Genomic DNA, 19,138 nt, shown 5'->3' with positions numbered 1-19,138 from the left:
TTCAGCCCGCGGGCTTCGTCGGCCAGCCCGCGAGATGCCGCTCGGCGATGCCGGTGAGCGCATCGATCCACAGCGGGCTGTCGTTGAGGCAGGGGATGTAGTGGAACTCCTTGCCGCCGGTGTGCAGGAAGGCCTCGCGGCCTTCCATCGCGATCTCTTCCAGCGTCTCGAGGCAGTCGGCCGGGAAGCCGGGGCACATCACGTCGACCCGCTGCGTGCCGGCGGCGCCCAGTTCGCGCAGCGTCGGCTCGGTGTAGGGCTCGAGCCACTTGGCGCGGCCGAAGCGCGACTGGAAGGTCACGCGGTGCTGGGCCTCCGAGAGCCCCAGCCGTTCGGCCAGCAGGCGCGCGGTGGCCAGGCACTGCGACTGGTAGGGGTCGCCCAGCCGGATGTTGCGCTCGGGAATGCCGTGGAAGCTCATCACCAGCTGGTCGGGCCGGCCGTTCTGCTTCCAGTAGGCCTCGACGCTGCGGGCCAGCGCCTCGATGTAGGCCGGGTCGTCGTGGTAGTCGTTGACGAAGCGCAGCTCGGGCAGCCGGCGCTGCTTCAGGGTCCAGGCATTGACCGCGTCGATCACGCTGGCGGTGGTGGTGGCCGAGTACTGCGGGTAGGCCTGCAGCACCAGCACCCGCGTGGCGCCCTCGGCCATCAGCGCGTCGAGCTGCGAGGCGATCGAGGGGCTGGCGTAGCGCATCGCATGGCGCACGCTCAGCGGCCGGTGGCCGCGCTCGCCCAGCCAGCCGGCCAGCAGCTTGGCCTGCTTCTCGGTCCAGACCTTGAGCGGCGAGCCTTCGGCCAGCCAGATGCTCGCGTACTTGGCGGCCGACTTGGCCGGCCGCGTGCGCAGGATGATGCCGTGGAGGATCAGCCACCAGATCGCGCGCGGGATCTCGACCACCCGCGGGTCGCCCAGGAATTCCGAGAGGTAGGGCCGCACTGCCTTGGCGGTGGGGGCATCGGGCGAACCCAGGTTGCACCAGAGCACGGCGGTGCGTGGCGTGGCGGGCGTTGAGGGGAGGGGCGTGACAGGCGGGGCGATCGAAGGCATGCGATATTCTCGGCCATGACTTTCGAGACACCGGCCCTTGCGGCACACAACGGCCTGGATTTGACGCGCATCGCCGCGATCTCGCTGGACCTCGACGACACCCTCTGGCCGATCTGGCCCACCATCGCGCGCGCCGAAGAGGTGCTGCACGCATGGCTGCTGCGCGAGGCGCCCAAGACCGCCGAGCTGCTGCTCACGCCCGGCGTGCTGCGCGAACTGCGCGAGGCCACCGAGCGCGAGCGCTCCGACCTGGCGCACGACCTGAGCGCGCTGCGCCGTGAATCGATCCGCGCGGCGCTGTCGCGCGTGGGCGAGGACCCGGCGCTGGCCGATGCGGCCTTCGATGTGTTCTTCGACGAGCGCCAGCGCGTGGTGCTTTACGACGACGCGCCGCCGGCCTTGCAGTGGCTCAGCGAGCGCTACCCGCTGGTGGCGATCTCCAACGGCAATGCGGACCTGAAGCGCACCGGCGTCGACGCCTGGTTTCGCACGGCCTTCAGCGCCCATGTCTTCGGCAGCGGCAAGCCGCACGCGCCGATCTTCCAGGCGGCCGCGGCCTCGGTCGGCGTGCAGCCGCACCAGGTGCTGCACGTGGGCGACGATGCCGCGCTCGACGTGGTGGGCGCGCTCGCGGTCGGCATGCAGGCGGCCTGGGTGGTGCGCCATCCCGAGGAAGAGCACAAGCCCTGGACGCACGGCGCGCGGCCGCAGCTCGTGGTGCCCGACCTGCAGGCGCTGTGCCGCGCGCTCGGCGCCGGCTGAGCACCCGCGTTTTTTCGCTGCGGAACTATTTGGCGGTGAGTGACCCGGAGAGGCTGGCCACGGTTCGCGTGGCCGCTTCTCCATTTCTCTTCCGTTCCCGAAAGGTTCTTTCCGAATGACGCATTCCCGCCGCCTGCCCGCATTTCTTCTGGCTTTCGTCCTGCTGTGGCTGTCCATGGTGTCCATGGCCCACGCGCGAGAGATGGTGAGTGTGGCGCGCGGCGAGGTGAACATGCGCTCGGGCCCGAACACGCGCAGCGAGGTGCAGTGGGCGCTGAGCCGCGGCTATCCGCTGCAGGTGATCAAGCGCAGCGGCAACTGGCTGCAGGTGCGCGACTTCGAGAACGACCGCGGCTGGGTGCTGCGCTCGCTGACCGATCGCACGCCGCACCACGTGGTCCGCTCGCGTGTCGCCAACCTGCGCAGCCTGCCCGGCACGAACGGCCGCGTCGTGGGCAAGGCCAGCCATGGCGAGGTGCTGCGCACGCTCGAGCGCAAGGGCAGCTGGGTCAAGGTGCGCCACAGCAGCGGCACCACCGGCTGGGTGGCGCAGAGCCTGGTCTGGGGCTGGTAGGCCTCAGTCGACGCCGAATTCGGCGCGGAAGGCCTCGCAGAAGTCCGCGCTGCCGCCGATCGACAGGCTCAGCGTGTGGCGCGGTGGCGTCTGCGTGCCGGCCTCGACCGACAGGCTGCCGCTGCGCGCGTCGAAGGACAGCGTCTCGCCGACGCTGAATTCGCGCCGCGACTGCAGGTCGTAGTCCCACTCGCCGCCGTCCTCGGGCGCGCCGCGCCGCTCGGCGAAGGCCGCATGGGCCCAGCGCAGCACGGCGGCGATCTCCGCATGCACCCGTGGCAGCTGCGCCGCGTTCACCGAGGCCAGCGCGTCGAAGCTGCCGTTGCCGTCGGCATCTTCGCTGTAGTCGAAATCGAGGTAGTCGAGGCTCATCCGCAGGGTCCGATCCATTGGGCCGCGTCCAGCCCGCTGCGCACCGCGCCTTCGAGCGTGGCGGGGTAGGGGCCGTCGAGATAGTCGCCGCAGGCCGCGAGGCCGGGCGCGATCTGCATCGCCGGGCGCGCGAGGCCGGGCGTGCAGGCGAAGGTGGCGCGTTTCTCGACCACGGTCTGCACGATGCGCAGCCGGGTCTGGCCGAGCTGCGCGGCGGCCTGTGCGAGCACCTGGCGGGCCAGCAGCTCGCGCGGCTGGTCGCTGGCGCTCACCACCAGCGCCAGCAGGCCGTGCGGCCCGCCCAGCTGGCCGCGGTCGAAGGCGAACTGCGCGGGCGCCTCCGGGCCGCTGCGCAGCGCCACCATGGGCGCGGCCAGCGCCGAGGCGCCATCGGCATAGAGCGTGGCGATGGCCTCGAAGCGCAGCGCCTCGGTGGCGGCGAGCCAGGCCGGGGCGTCCACGGCGGCCGCGCGCACCAGGCGCGCCGCGTCCCAGGGCGCGCCGGCGATCACGACGCGGTCGAACAGCTCGTCCTCGACCCACCAGCCGCCGTCGACGCGGGCGAGCGAGGCCACGCGCCGGCCCAGCCGCAGCGTGGCGCCGCGCACCGTGAGCCAGCGCAGGGCGGCATCGGGGAGCAGCGCGCCCAGGTCGCAGCGCGGCAGCAGCAGGTCGGCGCCGCCGCGCGCGCCGAACAGCGCGTCGTGCAGCACGCGCAGGAAGACCGTGCCGCTGGATTGCGCGACCGCGGTGTTGAGGGCCGAGACGCACAGCGGCTCGATCAGCTCCTGCATCACGCGCGGCGTGAGCCCGGCGCACAGCGTGGCGACGCTCGCCTCGGGCGCGCAGCGGAAGCCGGCGCGCCGCCAGTGCAGCGCGGTGCGCAGCAGGCTGCCCTTGTCGGCCCAGGTCCAGCCGCGGGCCAGGGCGATGCCGGCCAGCAGGTCGAGCGGCGGCTGCAGCTTCGGCAGCGCCAGCCCGCCGCCATCGGCGAAGCGCAGCGACAGCGGCTGGCGCAGCAGCGCGGTGTCGGGCTCGACGCCGACCGCGCGCATCAGCGCCAGCGTGTCGCGGTAGGCGCCGATCAGGATGTGCTGGCCGTTGTCGAGCGCGGCGCCGCCGTGGCTGGCGTCGATGCGGCGTGCACGGCCACCGGGCTGGCGGGCGGCCTCGAACAGGGTCACGCGATGGGCGGCGCGCGCGGTCTCGACGGCACAGGCCAGGCCGGCCCAGCCGGCGCCGATGACGGCAATCTTCATGCGGGGCGCTTCGGCGTCAGACCCGGCCCAGCGCCTGCACGCGCCAGGCCAGCCAGAACTTGCGCAGCGGCGTGAGGCTCACGCGCTGCTGCAGCACCTGGAAGTCGTCGCGTTCGATCTCGCGCAGCAGCGCGCGGTAGATGCTGCCCATCATCAGGCCCGGCTTCTGGCTGCGGCGGTCGGCCGCGGGCAGCAGCGCCAGGGCCTCGTCGTAGATGCGGTGCGCGCGCTCGGCCTGGAACTTCATCAGCGCCACGAAGCGCTCCGAATACACGCGGTTGAGCAGCTCGTGCGCCTTGACGTCGAACTGCTGCAGCTCGTTGACCGGCAGGTAGATGCGGCTGCGCAAGGCGTCCTCGCCCACGTCGCGGATGATGTTGGTGAGTTGCAGCGCCTGGCCCAGCTTGTGGGCGTAGGCGGTGGTCTGCGGGTCTTCCTGGCCGAAGATGCGCGCCGCGACTTCGCCCACCACGCCGGCCACCAGGTGGCAGTAGCGCTGCAGGCCGGGGAAGTCGAGGTAGCGGGTCTGGTCCAGGTCCATCTGGCAGCCGTCGATGATCTGCTGCAGCTGGCGCGCCTCGATGCCGTACTCGGCGGCGAGCGGCATCAGCGCCTGCATCACCGGATGGCTGGGCTGGCCGGCGAAGGACTGGGCCACCTCGGTGCGCCACCAGGCCAGCTTGGTCGCGGCCACGCCGGGGTCGCGCACCTCGTCGACCACGTCGTCGATCTCGCGGCAGAAGGCGTAGAAGGCGGTGATCGCCGCGCGCCGCGGCTTGGGAAGAAACAGGAAGGCGTAATAGAAGCTGCTGCCCGAGGCCGCGGCTTTTTCCTGGACGTACTGCTCAGGATTCATCTCTGGGGGTGCTTCTGTTCTCGTGGCTCATGGCGTCGATTGTCTCCGCATCCGCAAGGCCCGCCAGGCCAGAAGGGGGGCATCGGCCGCGCCGATGGTCGGGCGGTGCGAGAAGCTGTCGAAACCCTGGGCTTCGATCTTGTCGAGGATGCGCAAGCCGCCCTGGACCACGAGGCGCAATTCCCAGCCAATGCGCCCGGGCAGGCGGTGCACCAGCGGCGCGCCCTGCGCCATCAGGGCGCGGGTCCAGGCCACCTCGGCCGCGACCAGCGCGATGGCTTCGGGCGCCGGCGGTTGGCGGCGCACATCCCCGGGCGCGAGACGGTGCGCCGCGCAGTCCGCCAGCGGCAGGTAGAAGCGCCCGCGCCGCAGGTCGACGCTCAGGTCCTGCCAGAAGTTGGCGAGCTGCAGCGCGCTGCAGATGGCGTCGCTCTGCGCGAGCGCCTGTGCGTCGTCGACGCCGTAGAGATGCAGCAGCAGCCGGCCGACCGGGTTGGCCGAGCGGCTGCAGTAGGCCAGCAGCTCGGCGCGGTCGGCGTAACGAGCGCCGTCGCGGGTCTTCTCGATGTCCTGCACGAAGGCCGAGAGCAGGTCGGCCAGCAGCGCTTCGGGCAGCGCGAAGTCGCGCATCGCCCGGGCCAGCGGGCCGAACACTTCGGGCCAGCGGCCCGAGATCGGCCCGCCCCGGGCGGTGGCCGCCAGGTCGGCGCCGAAGGCCCGCAGGTCGGCCAGCCGCTGCTCGGGGCCGTCGTCGCCCTCGTCGGCGATGTCGTCGGCGGTGCGCGCGAAACCGTAGATCGCGGCGATGGGCGGACGCAGGCGCGGCGGGCAGAGCCAGGACGCGACCGGGAAGTTCTCGTAGTGCGTCGGCGGCGGCGCGACGTCGGTGGGGGCGGGGGATGACACGGGCTGGATTGTCGGGCACGGCGCCAGTCGGTCCGCAGCCCACACGATTCGTTGACAGCGTCGGACGCATCCCACAAAATTACTAACCCTTCGGTCATTAATGACCCTCTCCGTGGCAATCAAGGTGGTTCATGACCGTATCGTTTCTTCGTCCCGCGCTCTCCTTTCCGTCGGCGGCCGTGCTGCTGGCGGTGGCCGTGGCGGGCTGCTCCAAGCCGCCGCCGGTCGAGGAGCCGCTGCGCTCCGTCAAGGTGCAGACCGTGGGCACCAGCGCCTTCGACACCGTGCCCGAGTTCTCGGCCGAGGTGCGCGCGCGCATCGAGTCGCAGCTGGGCTTCCGCGTGGCCGGCAAGATCCTCAAGCGCCAGGCCGAGCTGGGCCAGCATGTGCAGGCCGGCCAGGTGCTGGCGCAGCTCGATCCGCAGGACTACCGCCTGGCCGCCGACGCAGCCCGCGCGCAGCAGGCCGCGGCCGTGACCAACCGTGACCTGGCCTCGGCCGACCTCAAGCGCTACCGCGAGCTGCGGGCGCAGAACTTCATCAGCGGCGCCGAGCTGGAGCGCCGCGAGGCCACCTTCAAGTCCTCGCAGGCCCAACTCGACCAGGCGCAGGCGCAGCTGGCCTCCCAGGGCAACCAGGCCAGCTACACCACGCTGGTGGCCGACGTCGCGGGCGTGGTCACGGCCATCGATGCGCAGCCGGGGCAGGTGGTCTCGGCCGGCACGCCGGTGGTGCGCATCGCGCAGGACGGCGCGCGCGACGTGGTGTTCGCGGTGCCGGAAGACCGTGCGGCGCTGATCCGGCCGGGCTCGGCCGTGACCGTGCGCGGCTGGGCCGGCGGCGCCGAGCTCGAGGGCAAGGTGCGCGAAGTCGCGGCCAGCGCCGACGCGGTGACCCGCACCTATTCGGTCAAGGTGGCGATCGACGCCGCCACCTCGCCGGCCCTGGGCGCCACCGTGTACGCGCGGCCCAAGGCCCTGTCGAACGCCGGTGCGGCGGTGTTGAAGCTGCCGACCAGCGCGCTGCGCCAGGAAGGCAGCGGCAGCGCGGTCTGGGTGCTCGACACCGCCACCATGACCGTGCGTTCGCAGCCGGTGCAGGTGGCGACGGCCGACGGCAACGAGGCCGTGATCGCCGCGGGCATCACGCCCGGCATGCAGGTGGTGGTGGCGGGCGTGCACGTGCTGTCGCCGGGCCAGAAGGTCACGATCTACCAGGGCAAGACGCCCGCGCCGGCGGCGCCCGCGGCGGCCCAGGCCCCGGCGGCCCCCGCTTCGGCGGCCTCGCGCTGAGGTCGCCCCGATGACGACCCCCAACGAGACGACCGGCAAGGCCGGCTTCAACCTTTCCAAGTGGGCGCTCGAGCATGCGGCGCTCACCCGCTACCTGATGGTGGCGCTGATGGTGCTGGGCTTCGCCGCCTACTTCCAGCTCGGCCAGGACGAGGACCCGCCCTTCACCTTCCGCGTGATGGTGGTGCGCACCTACTGGCCCGGCGCGACCGCGCAGCAGGTGGCCGAGCAGGTGACCGACAAGCTCGAGCGCACGCTGCAGGAGGCGCCCTACGCCAGCAAGATCCGCAGCTACTCCAAGCCGGGCGAGTCGCAGATCATCTTCGAGATCAAGGACTCCTCGAAGTCCAGCGAGGTGGCCAACGTCTGGTACGTGGTGCGCAAGAAGATCGGCGACATGCGCGGCACGCTGCCCAGCGGCGTGCAGGGGCCCTTCTTCAACGACGACTTCGGCGACGTCTACGGCGTGATCTACGCGCTCGAGACCGACGGCTACACGCCGGCCGAGATCAAGACCTTCGCCGACGACGTACGCCAGGGCCTGCTGCGCGTCAAGGACGTGGCCAAGGTCGAGCAGTTCGGCCTGCAGGACGAGAAGGTCTACATCGAGGTCTCGCAGAAGCGCATTGCGCAGCTGGGGCTGGACTTCAACGCGGTGCTGCAGCAGATCGGCGCGCAGAACGCGATCGAGAGCGCGGGCACCATCCAGTCGCCGCTCGACGTGGTGCAGGTGCGCGTGGCCGGCCAGTTCACCAGCGTGGACCAGCTGCGCGAGATGCCGATCCGCGGCAGCTCGGGCAACCAGCTGCGCCTGGGCGACATCGCCGAGATCCGGCGCGGCACCATCGACCCGCCGGCCACCAAGGTGCACCACCAGGGCAAGGAAGTGGTGGCGCTGGGCGTGTCGATGGCCAAGGGCGGCGACATCATCGCGCTGGGCAAGGCGCTGCGCGTGGCCGTGGCCGACATCGGCCAGCGGCTGCCGGCCGGCGCCTCGCTCACGCAGGTGCAGGACCAGCCGGTGTCGGTCGCGACCTCGGTCAACGAGTTCATCCACGTGCTGATCGAGGCCGTGGCGATCGTGCTGGCGGTGAGTTTCGTGGCGCTGGGCCTGCACAAGGGCGGGCGCTTCGGCTGGCACATCGACGTGCGGCCCGGCCTGGTGGTGGCGATCACCATCCCGCTGGTGCTGGCCGTGACCTTCCTGGCCATGAACTACTTCAACATCGGGCTGCACAAGGTGTCGCTGGGCTCGCTGATCATCGCGCTGGGCCTGCTGGTGGACGACGCGATCATCGCGGTCGAGATGATGGTGCGCAAGATGGAGGAGGGCTACGACAAGGCGCGCGCCGCCACCTTCGCCTACGACGTCACGGCCAAGCCGATGCTCACCGGCACCCTGATCACGGCCGCCGGCTTCCTGCCGATCGGCATCGCGAAGTCGGTCACCGGCGAATACACCTTCGCGATCTTCGCGGTGACGGTGATCGCGCTGGTGCTGTCGTGGATCGTCTCGGTCTACTTCGTGCCCTACCTGGGCACGCTGCTGCTCAAGGTCAAGCCGCACGACCCGGACGCGCCGCCGCACGAGCTGTTCGACTCGCGCTTCTACAACACCTTCCGCCGCACGGTGAACTGGTGCGTCGAGTACCGCTGGTTGACCATCGGCGCGACGGTGCTGATCTTCGGGCTGGGCATCGTGGGCATGGGCCGGGTGCAGCAGCAGTTCTTCCCCGATTCGAGCCGGCCGGAAATCCTGGTCGACCTGTGGTCGCCCGAAGGCACCTCCTTCGCCGCCAGCGAGGACATCGCCAAGCGGGTCGAGCAGCGCCTGATGCAGGAGCCCGAGGTGGCCACGGTCACCACCTGGATCGGCAACGGCGTGCCGCGCTTCTACCTGCCGCTCGACCAGATCTTCCCGCAGAGCAACGTCTCGCAGATGATCGTGCTGGCCAAGGACCTGGCGCAGCGCGAGACCCTGCGCCGCCGGCTGCCGGGCCTGCTTGCGCAGGAGTTCCCGGAAGTGCGCGGCCGGGCCAAGCTGCTGCCCAACGGCCCGCCCGTGGCCTACCCGGTGCAGTTCCGCGTGATCGGCACCGAGCCGCTGGAACTGCGCCGGCATGCCGACGAGGTCAAGGCCGTGATGCGCGAGAACGCCAGCACGCGCGGCGTCAACGACAACTGGAACGAGTCGGTCAAGGTGATCCGGCTGGAAGTCGACCAGGCCAAGGCGCGCACGCTGGGCGTGACCAGCCAGGCCATCGCCCAGGCCTCGCGCACCATGTTCAGCGGCACCACGGTCGGCCAGTACCGCGAGAACGACCGGCTGATCGACATCGTGCTGCGCCAGTCGGCCGACGAGCGCGAAGCGATCTCCGACATCGGCAACGCCTACCTGCCGACCGCCTCGGGCCGCTCGATCCCGCTCTCGCAGATCGCCAAGCCGGTGTTCAGCTGGGAGCCGGGCGTGATGTGGCGCGAGAACCGCGACTACGCGATCACGGTCAACGCCGACATCGTCGAGGGCCTGCAGGGTGCGACGGTCACGGCGCAGCTGCTGCCGCAACTGCGCGCGCTCGAGGCCAAGTGGCGCGCCGCCGGGCAGGGCGCCTACCGCATCGAGACCGCGGGCGCGGTCGAGGAGAGCAGCAAGGGCTCCGATTCGATCGTGGCCGGCGTGCCGATCATGCTGTTCCTGGTGTTCACGCTCCTGATGCTGCAGCTGCACAGCTTCAGCCGCTCGCTGCTGGTGTTCGTCACCGGCCCGCTGGGCATCGCGGGCGTGGCGGCGGCGCTGCTGCTGCTGAACCGGCCCTTCGGCTTCGTCGCGCTGCTGGGCGTGATCGCGCTGATGGGCATGATCCAGCGCAACTCGGTGATCCTGATCGACCAGATCGAGAGCGACCGCGCGGCCGGCGTGCCGGCCTGGGACGCGATCGTCGAATCGGCCGTGCGCCGCCTGCGGCCGATCGTGCTGACGGCCGCCGCGGCGGTGCTGGCGATGATCCCGCTGTCGCGCAGCGTCTTCTGGGGACCGATGGCCGTGGCCATCATGGGCGGGCTCATCGTGGCCACCGTTCTGACCCTGTTGGCACTGCCCGCGATGTACGCCGCAGCATTCCGTGTGAAGCGCGAACCAAAAGCGGGTCCCATTAGCGTCTAAAATGCGCGGTTGACCGATTTCGAAACGGGTGGTCTGCGATAGGAGGCCGCCCGTTTTTGCTTGATTCACCTGACCGCGCGGGTGGCGAAATTGGTAGACGCACCAGGTTTAGGTCCTGACGTTCGCAAGAACGTGCCGGTTCGAGTCCGGCCCCGCGCACCAGCCCCATCTCTCTTGAGGAACAAAGAATGACCGTGAACGTTGAAACCCTCGAAAAGCTCGAGCGCAAGATCACGCTGACCTTGCCGGTCGGCACCATCCAGTCCGAGGTGGATTCGCGCCTCAAGAAGCTGGCCCGCACCGTGAAGATGGACGGTTTCCGTCCGGGCAAGGTGCCGATGAACGTCGTGGCCCAGCGCTACGGCTACTCGGTGCACTACGAAGTCATGAACGACAAGGTCGGTGAAGCCTTCTCGCAGGCCGCCAACGAAGCCAAGCTGCGCGTGGCCGGCCAGCCCCGCATCACCGAGAAGGAAGAGTCGCCCGAGGGCGAGCTGGCCTTCGACGCGGTGTTCGAAGTGTTCCCCGAAGTCAAGATCAACGACCTGGGCGCCGCCGAGATCGACCGCGTGACCGCCGAGGTCAGCGACGAAGCCATCGACAAGACGCTGGACATCCTGCGCAAGCAGCGCCGCACCTTCGCCCAGCGCGCGCAGGACGCCGCTGCCGGCGACGACGACCGCGTGACGGTCGACTTCGAAGGCAAGATCGATGGCGAGACCTTCCAGGGCGGCAAGGCCGAAGACTTCCAGTTCGTCATCGGCGAAGGCCAGATGCTCAAGGAATTCGAAGACGCGGTGCGCGGCCTGAAGTCCGGCGACAGCCGCACCTTCCCGCTGTCGTTCCCGGCCGATTACCACGGCAAGGACGTGGCCGGCAAGCAAGCCGACTTCCTGGTCACGGTCAAGAAGATCGAAGCCACCCACCTGCCCGAAGTCAACGAACAGCTGGCCAAGTCGCTGGGCATCGAAGAAGGCACGGTCGAAGGCCTGCGCGCGGACATCAAGCGCAACCTCGAGCGCGAAGTCAAGTTCCGCCTGCTGGCGCGCAACAAGAACGCGGTGATGGACGCGCTGATCGCCAACGCCGAACTCGACCTGCCGAACGCCAGCGTGCAGTCGGAAGTCGAGCGCATGATCGAAGGCGCCCGCGCCGAGCTCAAGCAGCGCGGCATCAAGGACGCCGACAAGGCGCCGATCCCCCAGGAAGTGTTCCTGCCCCAGGCCGAGCGCCGCGTGCGCCTGGGCCTGGTGGTGGCCGAACTGGTGCGCGCCAACGAACTGCAGGCCAAGCCCGAGCAGATCAAGGCCCACATCGACGAACTGGCCGCCAGCTACGAGAAGCCGGCCGACGTGGTGCGCTGGTATTTCAGCGACAACCGCCGCCTGGCCGAAGTCGAAGCCGTGGTGATCGAGAACAACGTGACCGATTTCGTGCTGGCCAAGGCCAAGGTCAACGAAAAGGCCGTGTCCTTCGACGAACTGATGGCGCAGCAGCAACAAGGCTGATCGCCGCCGTCCCAGTGACACCGATGGGGCTTGTGCTTTGCGGCACGAGCCCCATTTCACTCAGGCGTACAGTTCAGTCACAGCGAACGACTTCATCTTCCCGGAGAGCAAATACATGATCGCAAACGAAATTCAAGGCCTCGGCATGGTTCCGATGGTCATCGAGCAATCGGGCCGCGGCGAGCGGTCCTATGACATCTATTCGCGGCTCCTCAAGGAACGCATCATCTTCCTGGTGGGCGAAGTCAACGACCAGACCGCGAACCTGGTGGTCGCGCAGCTGCTGTTCCTGGAGAGCGAGAACCCGGACAAGGACATCTCCTTCTACATCAACTCGCCCGGCGGCAGCGTGAGCGCCGGCATGGCGATCTACGACACCATGCAGTTCATCAAGCCGGCCGTGTCGACCATGTGCCTGGGCTTCGCGGCCAGCATGGGCGCCTTCCTGCTGGCGGCCGGCGAGAAGGGCAAGCGCTTCTCGCTGCCCAACTCCAAGGTCATGATCCACCAGGTGCTGGGCGGCGCCCGCGGCCAGGCCACCGACATCGAGATCCACGCGCGCGACATCCTGCGCACCAAGGACCAGATGAACCGCATCCTGGCCGAGCGCACCGGCCAGCCGCTGGAAAAGGTCCAGCGCGACACCGAGCGCGACTACTTCCTGACGGCCGACGAAGCCAAGGACTACGGCCTGGTCGACCAGGTCGTCACCAAACGCGGCTGACGCGCTGGAAGCCGCTTGGCGCCGACGGTGCCAAATGGCAAAAAACGGCGTTTTCCATGCGGGAAACGCCGTTTTTGTTTTAGTTATCATTGAACCTACTGCGTAACGAGGCACCTGTCCATGGCCGATAAAAAAGGCTCTTCCAGCGAAAAAACGCTTTATTGCTCGTTCTGCGGCAAGAGCCAGCACGAGGTCAAGAAGCTGATCGCGGGCCCTTCGGTCTTCATCTGCGACGAGTGCATCGACCTCTGCAACGAGATCATCCGCGACGAACTGCCCGCGGGCGAAGAGGTGCGCGACGCGCGCAGCGACCTGCCGACGCCGCTGGAAATCAAGACCAACCTCGACAACTACGTGATCGGCCAGGAGCCGGCCAAGCGCATGCTGTCGGTGGCGGTCTACAACCACTACAAGCGGCTGCGCCACAAGGAAAAGAACAGCAAGGGCGACGAGGTCGAGCTCAGCAAGAGCAACATCCTGCTGATCGGCCCCACGGGTTCGGGCAAGACGCTGCTGGCCCAGACGCTCGCGCGCATGCTCGACGTGCCCTTCGTGATGGCCGACGCCACCACGCTGACCGAAGCCGGCTATGTCGGCGAGGACGTCGAGAACATCATCCAGAAGCTGCTGCAGAGCTGCAACTACGAGGTCGAGAAGGCCCAGCGTGGCATTGTCTACATCGACGAGATCGACAAGATCTCGCGCAAGTCCGACAACCCCTCGATCACCCGCGACGTGTCGGGCGAGGGCGTGCAGCAGGCGCTGCTCAAGCTCATCGAAGGCACCATGGCCAGCGTGCCGCCGCAGGGCGGGCGCAAGCATCCGAACCAGGACTTCCTGCAGATCGACACGACCAACATCCTGTTCATCTGCGGCGGCGCCTTCGCCGGCCTGGAGAAGGTCATCGAGAACCGCACCGAGGCCTCGGGCATCGGCTTCGGCGCCTCGGTCAAGAGCAAGGCCCAGCGCAGCATCACCGAGGTGTTCCGCGAGGTCGAGCCCGAGGACCTGATCAAGTTCGGCCTGATCCCCGAACTGGTGGGCCGGATGCCGGTGGTCGCCTCGCTGGCCGAGCTCAGCGAGGACGCGCTGGTGCAGATCCTGACCGAGCCCAAGAACGCGGTGGTCAAGCAGTTCACCAAGCTGCTGCAGATGGAGGGCGTGGACCTGGAGATCCGCCCGGCCGCGCTCAAGGCCATCGCCCGCAAGGCGCTGGCGCGCAAGACCGGCGCCCGCGGCCTGCGCTCGATCCTCGAGCAGTCGCTGATCGACACGATGTTCGAGCTGCCCAACGCGACCAATGTCGACAAGGTGGTGGTCGAGGAATCGACCATCGACGAGAACAAGCCACCGCTGCTCGTGTACCGCGAGGCAGCCAAGAAGGCCTGAGTGCCTGGGGTCATCCCATTCTGTTTTTCACGCGCTTTGCGCGTGGCCCCTACGATGAACGCGCCCCGCGGGCTTGAAATCCGCGCGGCGCGTTCCATCTTCGCCTGATCACTTCGAGGACTCGCATGTCTGGTCACACCCCCCTGCCTCCCGACGCCATCGACCTGCCGCTGCTGCCGCTGCGTGACGTCGTGGTGTTCCCCCACATGGTGATCCCGCTGTTCGTGGGACGCCCCAAGAGCATCAAGGCGCTCGAACTGGCGATGGAAGCCGAACGCCGCATCATGCTGGTCGCACAGAAGGCGGCCGCCAAGGACGAGCCCTCGGTCGAGGACATGTTCGAGGTCGGCTGCGTCTCGACCATCCTGCAGATGCTCAAGCTGCCCGACGGCACCGTCAAGGTGCTGGTCGAGGGCCAGCAGCGCGCCCGCGTCAACAGCATCCACGACGGCGAGACGCACTTCACCGCCAACGTGACGCCGGTCGAAGTGGCCGACGCCGCGGCCCAGAAGGGCACCGAGATCGAGGCCCTGCGCCGTGCGGTGATGCAGCAATTCGACCAGTACGTCAAGCTGAACAAGAAGATCCCGCCCGAGATCCTGACCTCGATCTCGAGCATCGACGATCCGGGCCGCCTGGCCGACACCATCGCCGCGCACCTGCCGCTCAAGCTCGACAACAAGCAGGCGGTGCTTGACCTCGACGACATCAAGGCCCGGCTGGAGAACCTCTACGGCCAGCTCGAGCGCGAGGTCGACATCCTCAACGTCGACAAGAAGATCCGCGGCCGCGTGAAGCGCCAGATGGAGAAGAACCAGCGCGACTTCTACCTCAACGAACAGGTCAAGGCGATCCAGAAGGAACTGGGCGAGGGCGAGGACGGCGCGGACATCGAGGAGATCGAGAAGAAGATCAAGCTCGCCAAGATGCCCAAGGAAGCGCTCAAGAAGGCCGAGGGCGAGCTCAAGAAGCTCAAGCTGATGTCGCCCATGTCGGCCGAGGCCACGGTGGTGCGCAACTACATCGACGTGCTGATCGGCCTGCCCTGGAGCAAGAAGACCAAGATCAAGCACGACCTGGCCAATGCCGAGGCGGTGCTCAACGAGGACCACTACGGCCTGGACAAGGTCAAGGACCGCATCCTGGAATACCTCGCGGTCCAGCAGCGCGTGGACAAGGTCAAGGCGCCGATCCTGTGCCTGGTCGGCCCGCCGGGCGTGGGCAAGACCTCGCTCGGGCAGTCGATCGCCAAGGCGACCGGCCGCAAGTACACCCGCATGGCGCTGGGCGGCATGCGCGACGAGGCCGAGATCCGCGGCCACCGCCGCACCTACATCGGCGCGCTGCCGGGCAAGGTGCTGCAGAGCCTGAACAAGATCGGCACGCGCAATCCGCTGTTCCTGCTCGACGAGATCGACAAGCTGGGCACCGACTTCCGCGGCGACCCGTCGAGCGCGCTGCTCGAGGTGCTCGACCCCGAGCAGAACCACACCTTCGGCGACCACTATGTCGAGGTCGACTTCGACCTGAGCGACGTGATGTTCGTCGCCACCTCGAACTCGATGAACATCCCGCCGGCGCTGCTGGACCGGATGGAAGTCATCCGCCTGTCGGGCTACACCGAGGACGAGAAGACCCACATCGCGCTGAAGTACCTGCTGCCTAAGCAGATGAAGAACAACGGCGTGAAGGACGAGGAACTGCTGATCACCGAGGAGGCGGTGCGCGACGTGGTGCGCTACTACACGCGTGAAGCCGGCGTGCGTTCGCTCGAGCGCGAGCTGTCCAAGATCTGCCGCAAGGTGGTCAAGGGCCTGCTGCTCAAGAAGATGACGCCCAAGGTCACTGTCGACGGTTCCAACCTCAACGACTTCCTGGGCGTGCGCAAGTACACCTTCGGCCTGGCCGAGAAGCAGAACCAGGTCGGCCAGGTCGTGGGCCTGGCCTGGACCGAGGTCGGTGGCGACCTGCTGACCATCGAAGCCGTGACCATGCCCGGCAAGGGCATCATCAGCCGCACCGGTTCGCTGGGCGACGTGATGAAGGAATCGGTCGAGGCCGCGCGCACCGTGGTGCGCAGCCGCTCGCGCCGCCTGGGCATCAAGGACGAGATGTTCGAGAAGCGCGACATCCACATCCACGTGCCCGACGGCGCCACGCCCAAGGACGGCCCGAGCGCGGGCGCCGCGATGACGACGGCCTTCGTGTCGGCGCTGACCGGCATCCCGGTGCGCGGCGACGTCGCGATGACCGGCGAGATCACCTTGCGCGGCGAGGTCACGGCCATCGGCGGCCTGAAGGAAAAGCTGCTGGCCGCGCTGCGCGGCGGCATCAAGACCGTGATCATTCCGGAAGAGAACGCCAAGGACCTGCAGGACATCCCCGAGAACGTGAAGAACGGCCTCGAGATCGTGCCGGTCAAGTGGATCGACAAGGTGCTGGAGATCGCGCTGGAGAAGCTGCCCACGCCGCTGTCCGACGAAGAAGTGGCGGCCTCGGCCGCGGCGCTGGCCGAGCTGTCGAAGCAGCGCGCCGCGCAGCCTTCCGAAGGTTCGATCAAGCACTGAAAATTTGCGCGCTGCCTCGAAACCTCGAAAAAGTGGCATATAATTCGAGGCTCGAAACGCGGGATTAGCTCAGTTGGTAGAGCGCAACCTTGCCAAGGTTGAGGTCGAGAGTTCGAGTCTCTTATCCCGCTCCAGTTTTGAAAAAGGGAAGCCCAGGCTTCCCTTTTTTACGCAGGAGAAAGCAGCGACGAAGTCACAGGCCGAGTCGTTTCAAACAAGCGTGGCGCGATAGCAAAGCGGTTATGCAACGGATTGCAAATCCGTCTAGCCCGGTTCGACTCCGGGTCGCGCCTCCACTGAAAAGCAAGCCCCGCCAACATTCGTTGTCGGGGCTCTTTTGTTTTGGGTTATCTTCGTTCTCAGATCCCGGCCCGGATGGTGAAATTGGTAGACACATCGGACTTAAAATCCGCCGCCTTTAGACGGGCATACGGGTTCGATTCCCGTTCCGGGCACCATCAACTACAAGGGAGCTAGACATGCCTCGCTACAACGCTCCGTTCGAGATCCACGTGCATGGCGATGTGCCGCTGCGCGCCGACGTGACCTTCGCGCAGATCCAGGAGGCGCTCAAGCCCCTGTGGAAGTACGCCGGCGCCCGCTCGCTGGCCGACGGCGCCACCAGTGCCTACGAGGAAGAACTCGGCATCCGCTTCGAGCAGAAGGACCACATGCTCCAGATGTGCTGGACCGTGCCCGGCGACGAGGATTTCCGCCAGGAACTCGACGAGATGTGCATGGCGCTCAACGAGCTCGCGGAGCAGGGTGCGGCCATCGAGATCACCTTCTACGACACCGACTTCGACGAGGAAGAGGGCGATCCGGAGGAAGAGTCGCGCGACGACTTCCTGATGCTCTTCGTGGGCCCGAACCCGGCCGCGATCATGCAGGTCCAGCGCGACCTGCTGGTCGAGGACGTGGTGCACCTGATGGAGCGCCATTTCGACGGCGCCGAACTGGGCGGGGTGGTGGCCGAGATCGACAAGCTCTTCGGCGACCGCTTCGATGCGCTGGTCAATTCGCTCGAACTGGGCAAGCGCCCGCGTGGCAGCGGCGGCCCGGGCGGCCCCGGTGCCGGCGGCCATGGCGGCGGCCGCCGCCCGCGCCATCTGCACTGAGGCGCACCGCCCGCGCGGTGCGGCCTAGGGTGCCAGCACGCTCTTGGGCACCTTGAAGCGCTCGCCGTCGTAGCGCAGCACCACGGTGCTGTACTGCGGCGGCTGTGCTTTTTCCGCGCAGCTGCCGTCGTCCTGCACCTGGGCACGGCTTTGCGTGCGCGTGCGCGAGAGGACCAGGTCGGCGAAGGCGCCGTTGCGGCCGGGCCGGGTCGACAGCATGGTGCGCAGCTGGCGGAAGCGGCCCGTGCAGTCGGCATTCCATTCGCCGCTGTCGCTGTCGAGCTCGATCTCCTGCAGCACTTCGCGCAGCTTGCCGCCCTGCGCCACATAGAGGCGCAGCGTCTCGCTGGCGAAGGCATCGGCATGGGTGGTGCCGCGGTAGCGCACGCGCAGGCCGAAGGCGCGCGCATCCGAGGCCAGCACATAGCGCGCGGTGTCAACCTTGATCTCCTGGATGGCCACACCGTCCTCGTCCATGGCCTCGGCCTGGAACAGCCGGCTGACCAGCGTGTCGCGCTCGGTGTTGCCGTTGTCGGGCCGCTGCACCAGCAGCACCTCGAGGTCGTAGACCTTGGTGGCCGACGGATCGCTCACGGGCCGCGGCATGGGCAGCACGATCACGATGCGGCCCGGGAAGGCCGGCCAGGGCTTGCAGGCGGCCAGCCGTTCGTCGAGCGCGCGGTCGGGATGCAGTCGCGCATGGATGCGCTCGGCCAGGCCGCTTTCGCAGGCGGCGTGCCCGAGCGGCACGAAAGCCAGCAGCCCGAGCGAGAGCAGGGTGGGGCGCAGCACGCGTCGCATGGCCGCCTCAGCCCTGATGAAGCCCTGCCGGGCCGAGCCAGCGCAGCGCCGCGGCCTGCAGGGGCGCGAGCGGGCCGCTCGAAGCGAGCGTCACGCCCCCGATGGCCTGCGGGCCCGCGAGCCGACCCGCGGCCTGCAGCAGCCGATGGGTCTGCTGCGCGACGGGCGCGCCGGTGTCGATGAAGCGCACGGCGGCGCCGGTGTGCCGGCGCAGTTCCTCGGCGGCGAAGGGGTAGTGGGTGCAGCCGAGCACCAGGGTGTCGAGCTGCCCGTCGGCGCTGCCGAAGCGGCCCGCCTGGTGCACGTAGCGCTCGCACAGGGCCGCGACCTGGGCCCGGTCGTCGACCTCGATCGCGCGCGCGAGCCCGTCGCAGGGCACGAGCGTGAAATGGGCCTGGTCGGCCAGCGCCGCATGCAGCGCCGCGAACTTGGCGCTGGCCAGCGTGCCGCGCGTGGCCAGCACCGCGATGCGGCGCGTGCGGCTGGCGGCCACGGCGGGCTTGAGCGCGGGCTCCAGCCCGACCAGCGGCAGCGCCGGATGCTCGGCGCGCAGCAGGTGGATGGCCGCGGCGGTCGCGGTATTGCAGGCCACCACCAGCGCCTTGATGCCGTGCCGCGCGATCAGCTCGCCGGTCACGGCGCGCGTGCGCTCGATCACATAGGCGTCGCCGCGCTCGCCGTAGGGCGCATAGGGCGTGTCGGCGAAATAGACGAAGCGCTCGTGCGGCAGCGCCGCCCGCAGCGCGGCCAGCACGCTGAGGCCGCCGACCCCGCTGTCGAAGACGCCGATCGCCGCCAG

At 68.6% G+C, this 19,138-nt stretch carries 16 protein-coding genes and 4 tRNA genes; 13 read left to right on the top strand and 7 right to left on the bottom strand.

Translation table 11 applies throughout. The features are described from left to right. Position 1: 1 nt before the first annotated feature. Positions 2–1,048, bottom strand: coding sequence for a ferrochelatase (gene hemH / locus QTI20_RS09955; RefSeq protein WP_286548166.1), 1,047 nt, complete (start codon positions 1,046–1,048; stop codon positions 2–4). Between the two features lie 15 nt (positions 1,049–1,063). Between hemH and QTI20_RS09950 the strand changes: the two genes are divergently transcribed. Together QTI20_RS09950 and QTI20_RS09945 are read left to right on the top strand one after the other, a co-directional pair. Beyond that, entirely contained in the window at positions 1,064–1,810 is a 747-nt protein-coding gene (locus QTI20_RS09950; protein WP_286548167.1) for an HAD family hydrolase, read from the top strand. 115 nt (positions 1,811–1,925) lie between these two features. Beyond that, a complete protein-coding gene (locus tag QTI20_RS09945; RefSeq protein ID WP_286548168.1) occupies positions 1,926–2,384 on the top strand; it encodes an SH3 domain-containing protein in 459 nt (152 codons plus the stop codon). Between the two features lie 3 nt (positions 2,385–2,387). Here the strand turns inward: QTI20_RS09945 and QTI20_RS09940 are convergent, their stop codons facing one another. Genes QTI20_RS09940 through hpnC form a run of 4 tightly spaced genes read right to left on the bottom strand, consistent with a single transcriptional unit; the run spans position 2,388 to position 5,777 of the window. Next, complete coding sequence (locus tag QTI20_RS09940; protein WP_286574183.1) at positions 2,388–2,774, bottom strand: hypothetical protein; 387 nt, start codon at positions 2,772–2,774, stop codon at positions 2,388–2,390. Next, on the bottom strand, positions 2,753–4,015 hold the full coding sequence (hpnE, locus tag QTI20_RS09935; RefSeq protein WP_286548171.1) for a hydroxysqualene dehydroxylase HpnE: 1,263 nt from the start codon (positions 4,013–4,015) through the stop codon (positions 2,753–2,755). The genes QTI20_RS09940 and hpnE overlap by 22 nt, the downstream gene beginning before the upstream one ends. Before the next feature lie 16 nt (positions 4,016–4,031). Continuing rightward, complete coding sequence (hpnD, locus tag QTI20_RS09930; RefSeq protein WP_286548173.1) at positions 4,032–4,871, bottom strand: presqualene diphosphate synthase HpnD; 840 nt, start codon at positions 4,869–4,871, stop codon at positions 4,032–4,034. Positions 4,872–4,898: 27 nt separating this feature from the next. Next, entirely contained in the window at positions 4,899–5,777 is an 879-nt protein-coding gene (gene hpnC, locus QTI20_RS09925) for a squalene synthase HpnC (RefSeq protein ID WP_286548174.1), read from the bottom strand. Between the two features lie 131 nt (positions 5,778–5,908). Here hpnC and QTI20_RS09920 point away from each other — a divergent pair, with 131 nt between their 5' ends. The 11 genes from QTI20_RS09920 (at position 5,909) to QTI20_RS09870 (ending at position 17,538) form a co-directional block, all read left to right on the top strand. After that, positions 5,909–7,069: an efflux RND transporter periplasmic adaptor subunit gene (locus QTI20_RS09920; RefSeq protein ID WP_286548175.1), complete on the top strand. Its 1,161-nt coding sequence runs from the start codon at positions 5,909–5,911 to the stop codon at positions 7,067–7,069. 10 nt (positions 7,070–7,079) lie between these two features. Beyond that, positions 7,080–10,232, top strand: coding sequence for an efflux RND transporter permease subunit (locus tag QTI20_RS09915; RefSeq protein ID WP_286548176.1), 3,153 nt, complete (start codon positions 7,080–7,082; stop codon positions 10,230–10,232). A 75-nt stretch (positions 10,233–10,307) separates the two neighbouring features. Next, a tRNA-Leu gene (locus tag QTI20_RS09910) sits at positions 10,308–10,394 on the top strand. A gap of 26 nt (positions 10,395–10,420) precedes the next feature. Continuing rightward, positions 10,421–11,740: a trigger factor gene (gene tig / locus QTI20_RS09905; protein ID WP_286548177.1), complete on the top strand. Its 1,320-nt coding sequence runs from the start codon at positions 10,421–10,423 to the stop codon at positions 11,738–11,740. A gap of 115 nt (positions 11,741–11,855) precedes the next feature. Then, positions 11,856–12,464 (top strand): ATP-dependent Clp endopeptidase proteolytic subunit ClpP, encoded by a 609-nt coding sequence (clpP, locus tag QTI20_RS09900; RefSeq protein WP_286548178.1) that lies wholly within the window; start codon positions 11,856–11,858, stop codon positions 12,462–12,464. 120 nt (positions 12,465–12,584) lie between these two features. Continuing rightward, a complete protein-coding gene (gene clpX, locus QTI20_RS09895) occupies positions 12,585–13,853 on the top strand; it encodes an ATP-dependent Clp protease ATP-binding subunit ClpX (protein ID WP_286548179.1) in 1,269 nt (422 codons plus the stop codon). A gap of 125 nt (positions 13,854–13,978) precedes the next feature. Then, positions 13,979–16,420, top strand: a complete 2,442-nt coding sequence (lon, locus tag QTI20_RS09890) for an endopeptidase La (RefSeq protein ID WP_286548180.1) — start codon at positions 13,979–13,981, stop codon at positions 16,418–16,420. Positions 16,421–16,478: 58 nt separating this feature from the next. Beyond that, a tRNA-Gly gene (locus QTI20_RS09885) sits at positions 16,479–16,554 on the top strand. Positions 16,555–16,642: 88 nt separating this feature from the next. Continuing rightward, positions 16,643–16,716 (top strand) — tRNA-Cys (locus tag QTI20_RS09880). A gap of 73 nt (positions 16,717–16,789) precedes the next feature. Then, positions 16,790–16,878, top strand: a tRNA-Leu gene (locus QTI20_RS09875). Between the two features lie 21 nt (positions 16,879–16,899). Next, positions 16,900–17,538, top strand: a complete 639-nt coding sequence (locus QTI20_RS09870; RefSeq protein ID WP_183028798.1) for a DUF6806 family protein — start codon at positions 16,900–16,902, stop codon at positions 17,536–17,538. 24 nt (positions 17,539–17,562) lie between these two features. On the opposite strand, the gene QTI20_RS09865 is transcribed toward QTI20_RS09870, so the two are convergent. Beyond that, entirely contained in the window at positions 17,563–18,339 is a 777-nt protein-coding gene (locus tag QTI20_RS09865; protein ID WP_286548181.1) for a PA3715 family protein, read from the bottom strand. A gap of 7 nt (positions 18,340–18,346) precedes the next feature. Beyond that, complete coding sequence (gene murI, locus QTI20_RS09860; RefSeq protein ID WP_286550944.1) at positions 18,347–19,138, bottom strand: glutamate racemase; 792 nt, start codon at positions 19,136–19,138, stop codon at positions 18,347–18,349.

It is taken from the genome of Variovorax sp. J2P1-31 (assembly GCF_030317215.1).
Lineage (GTDB): Bacteria > Pseudomonadota > Gammaproteobacteria > Burkholderiales > Burkholderiaceae_C > Variovorax.
The sequence above is the reverse complement of the archived record's forward strand: the minus strand, read 5'-3'. Positions and strand labels throughout refer to the sequence as shown.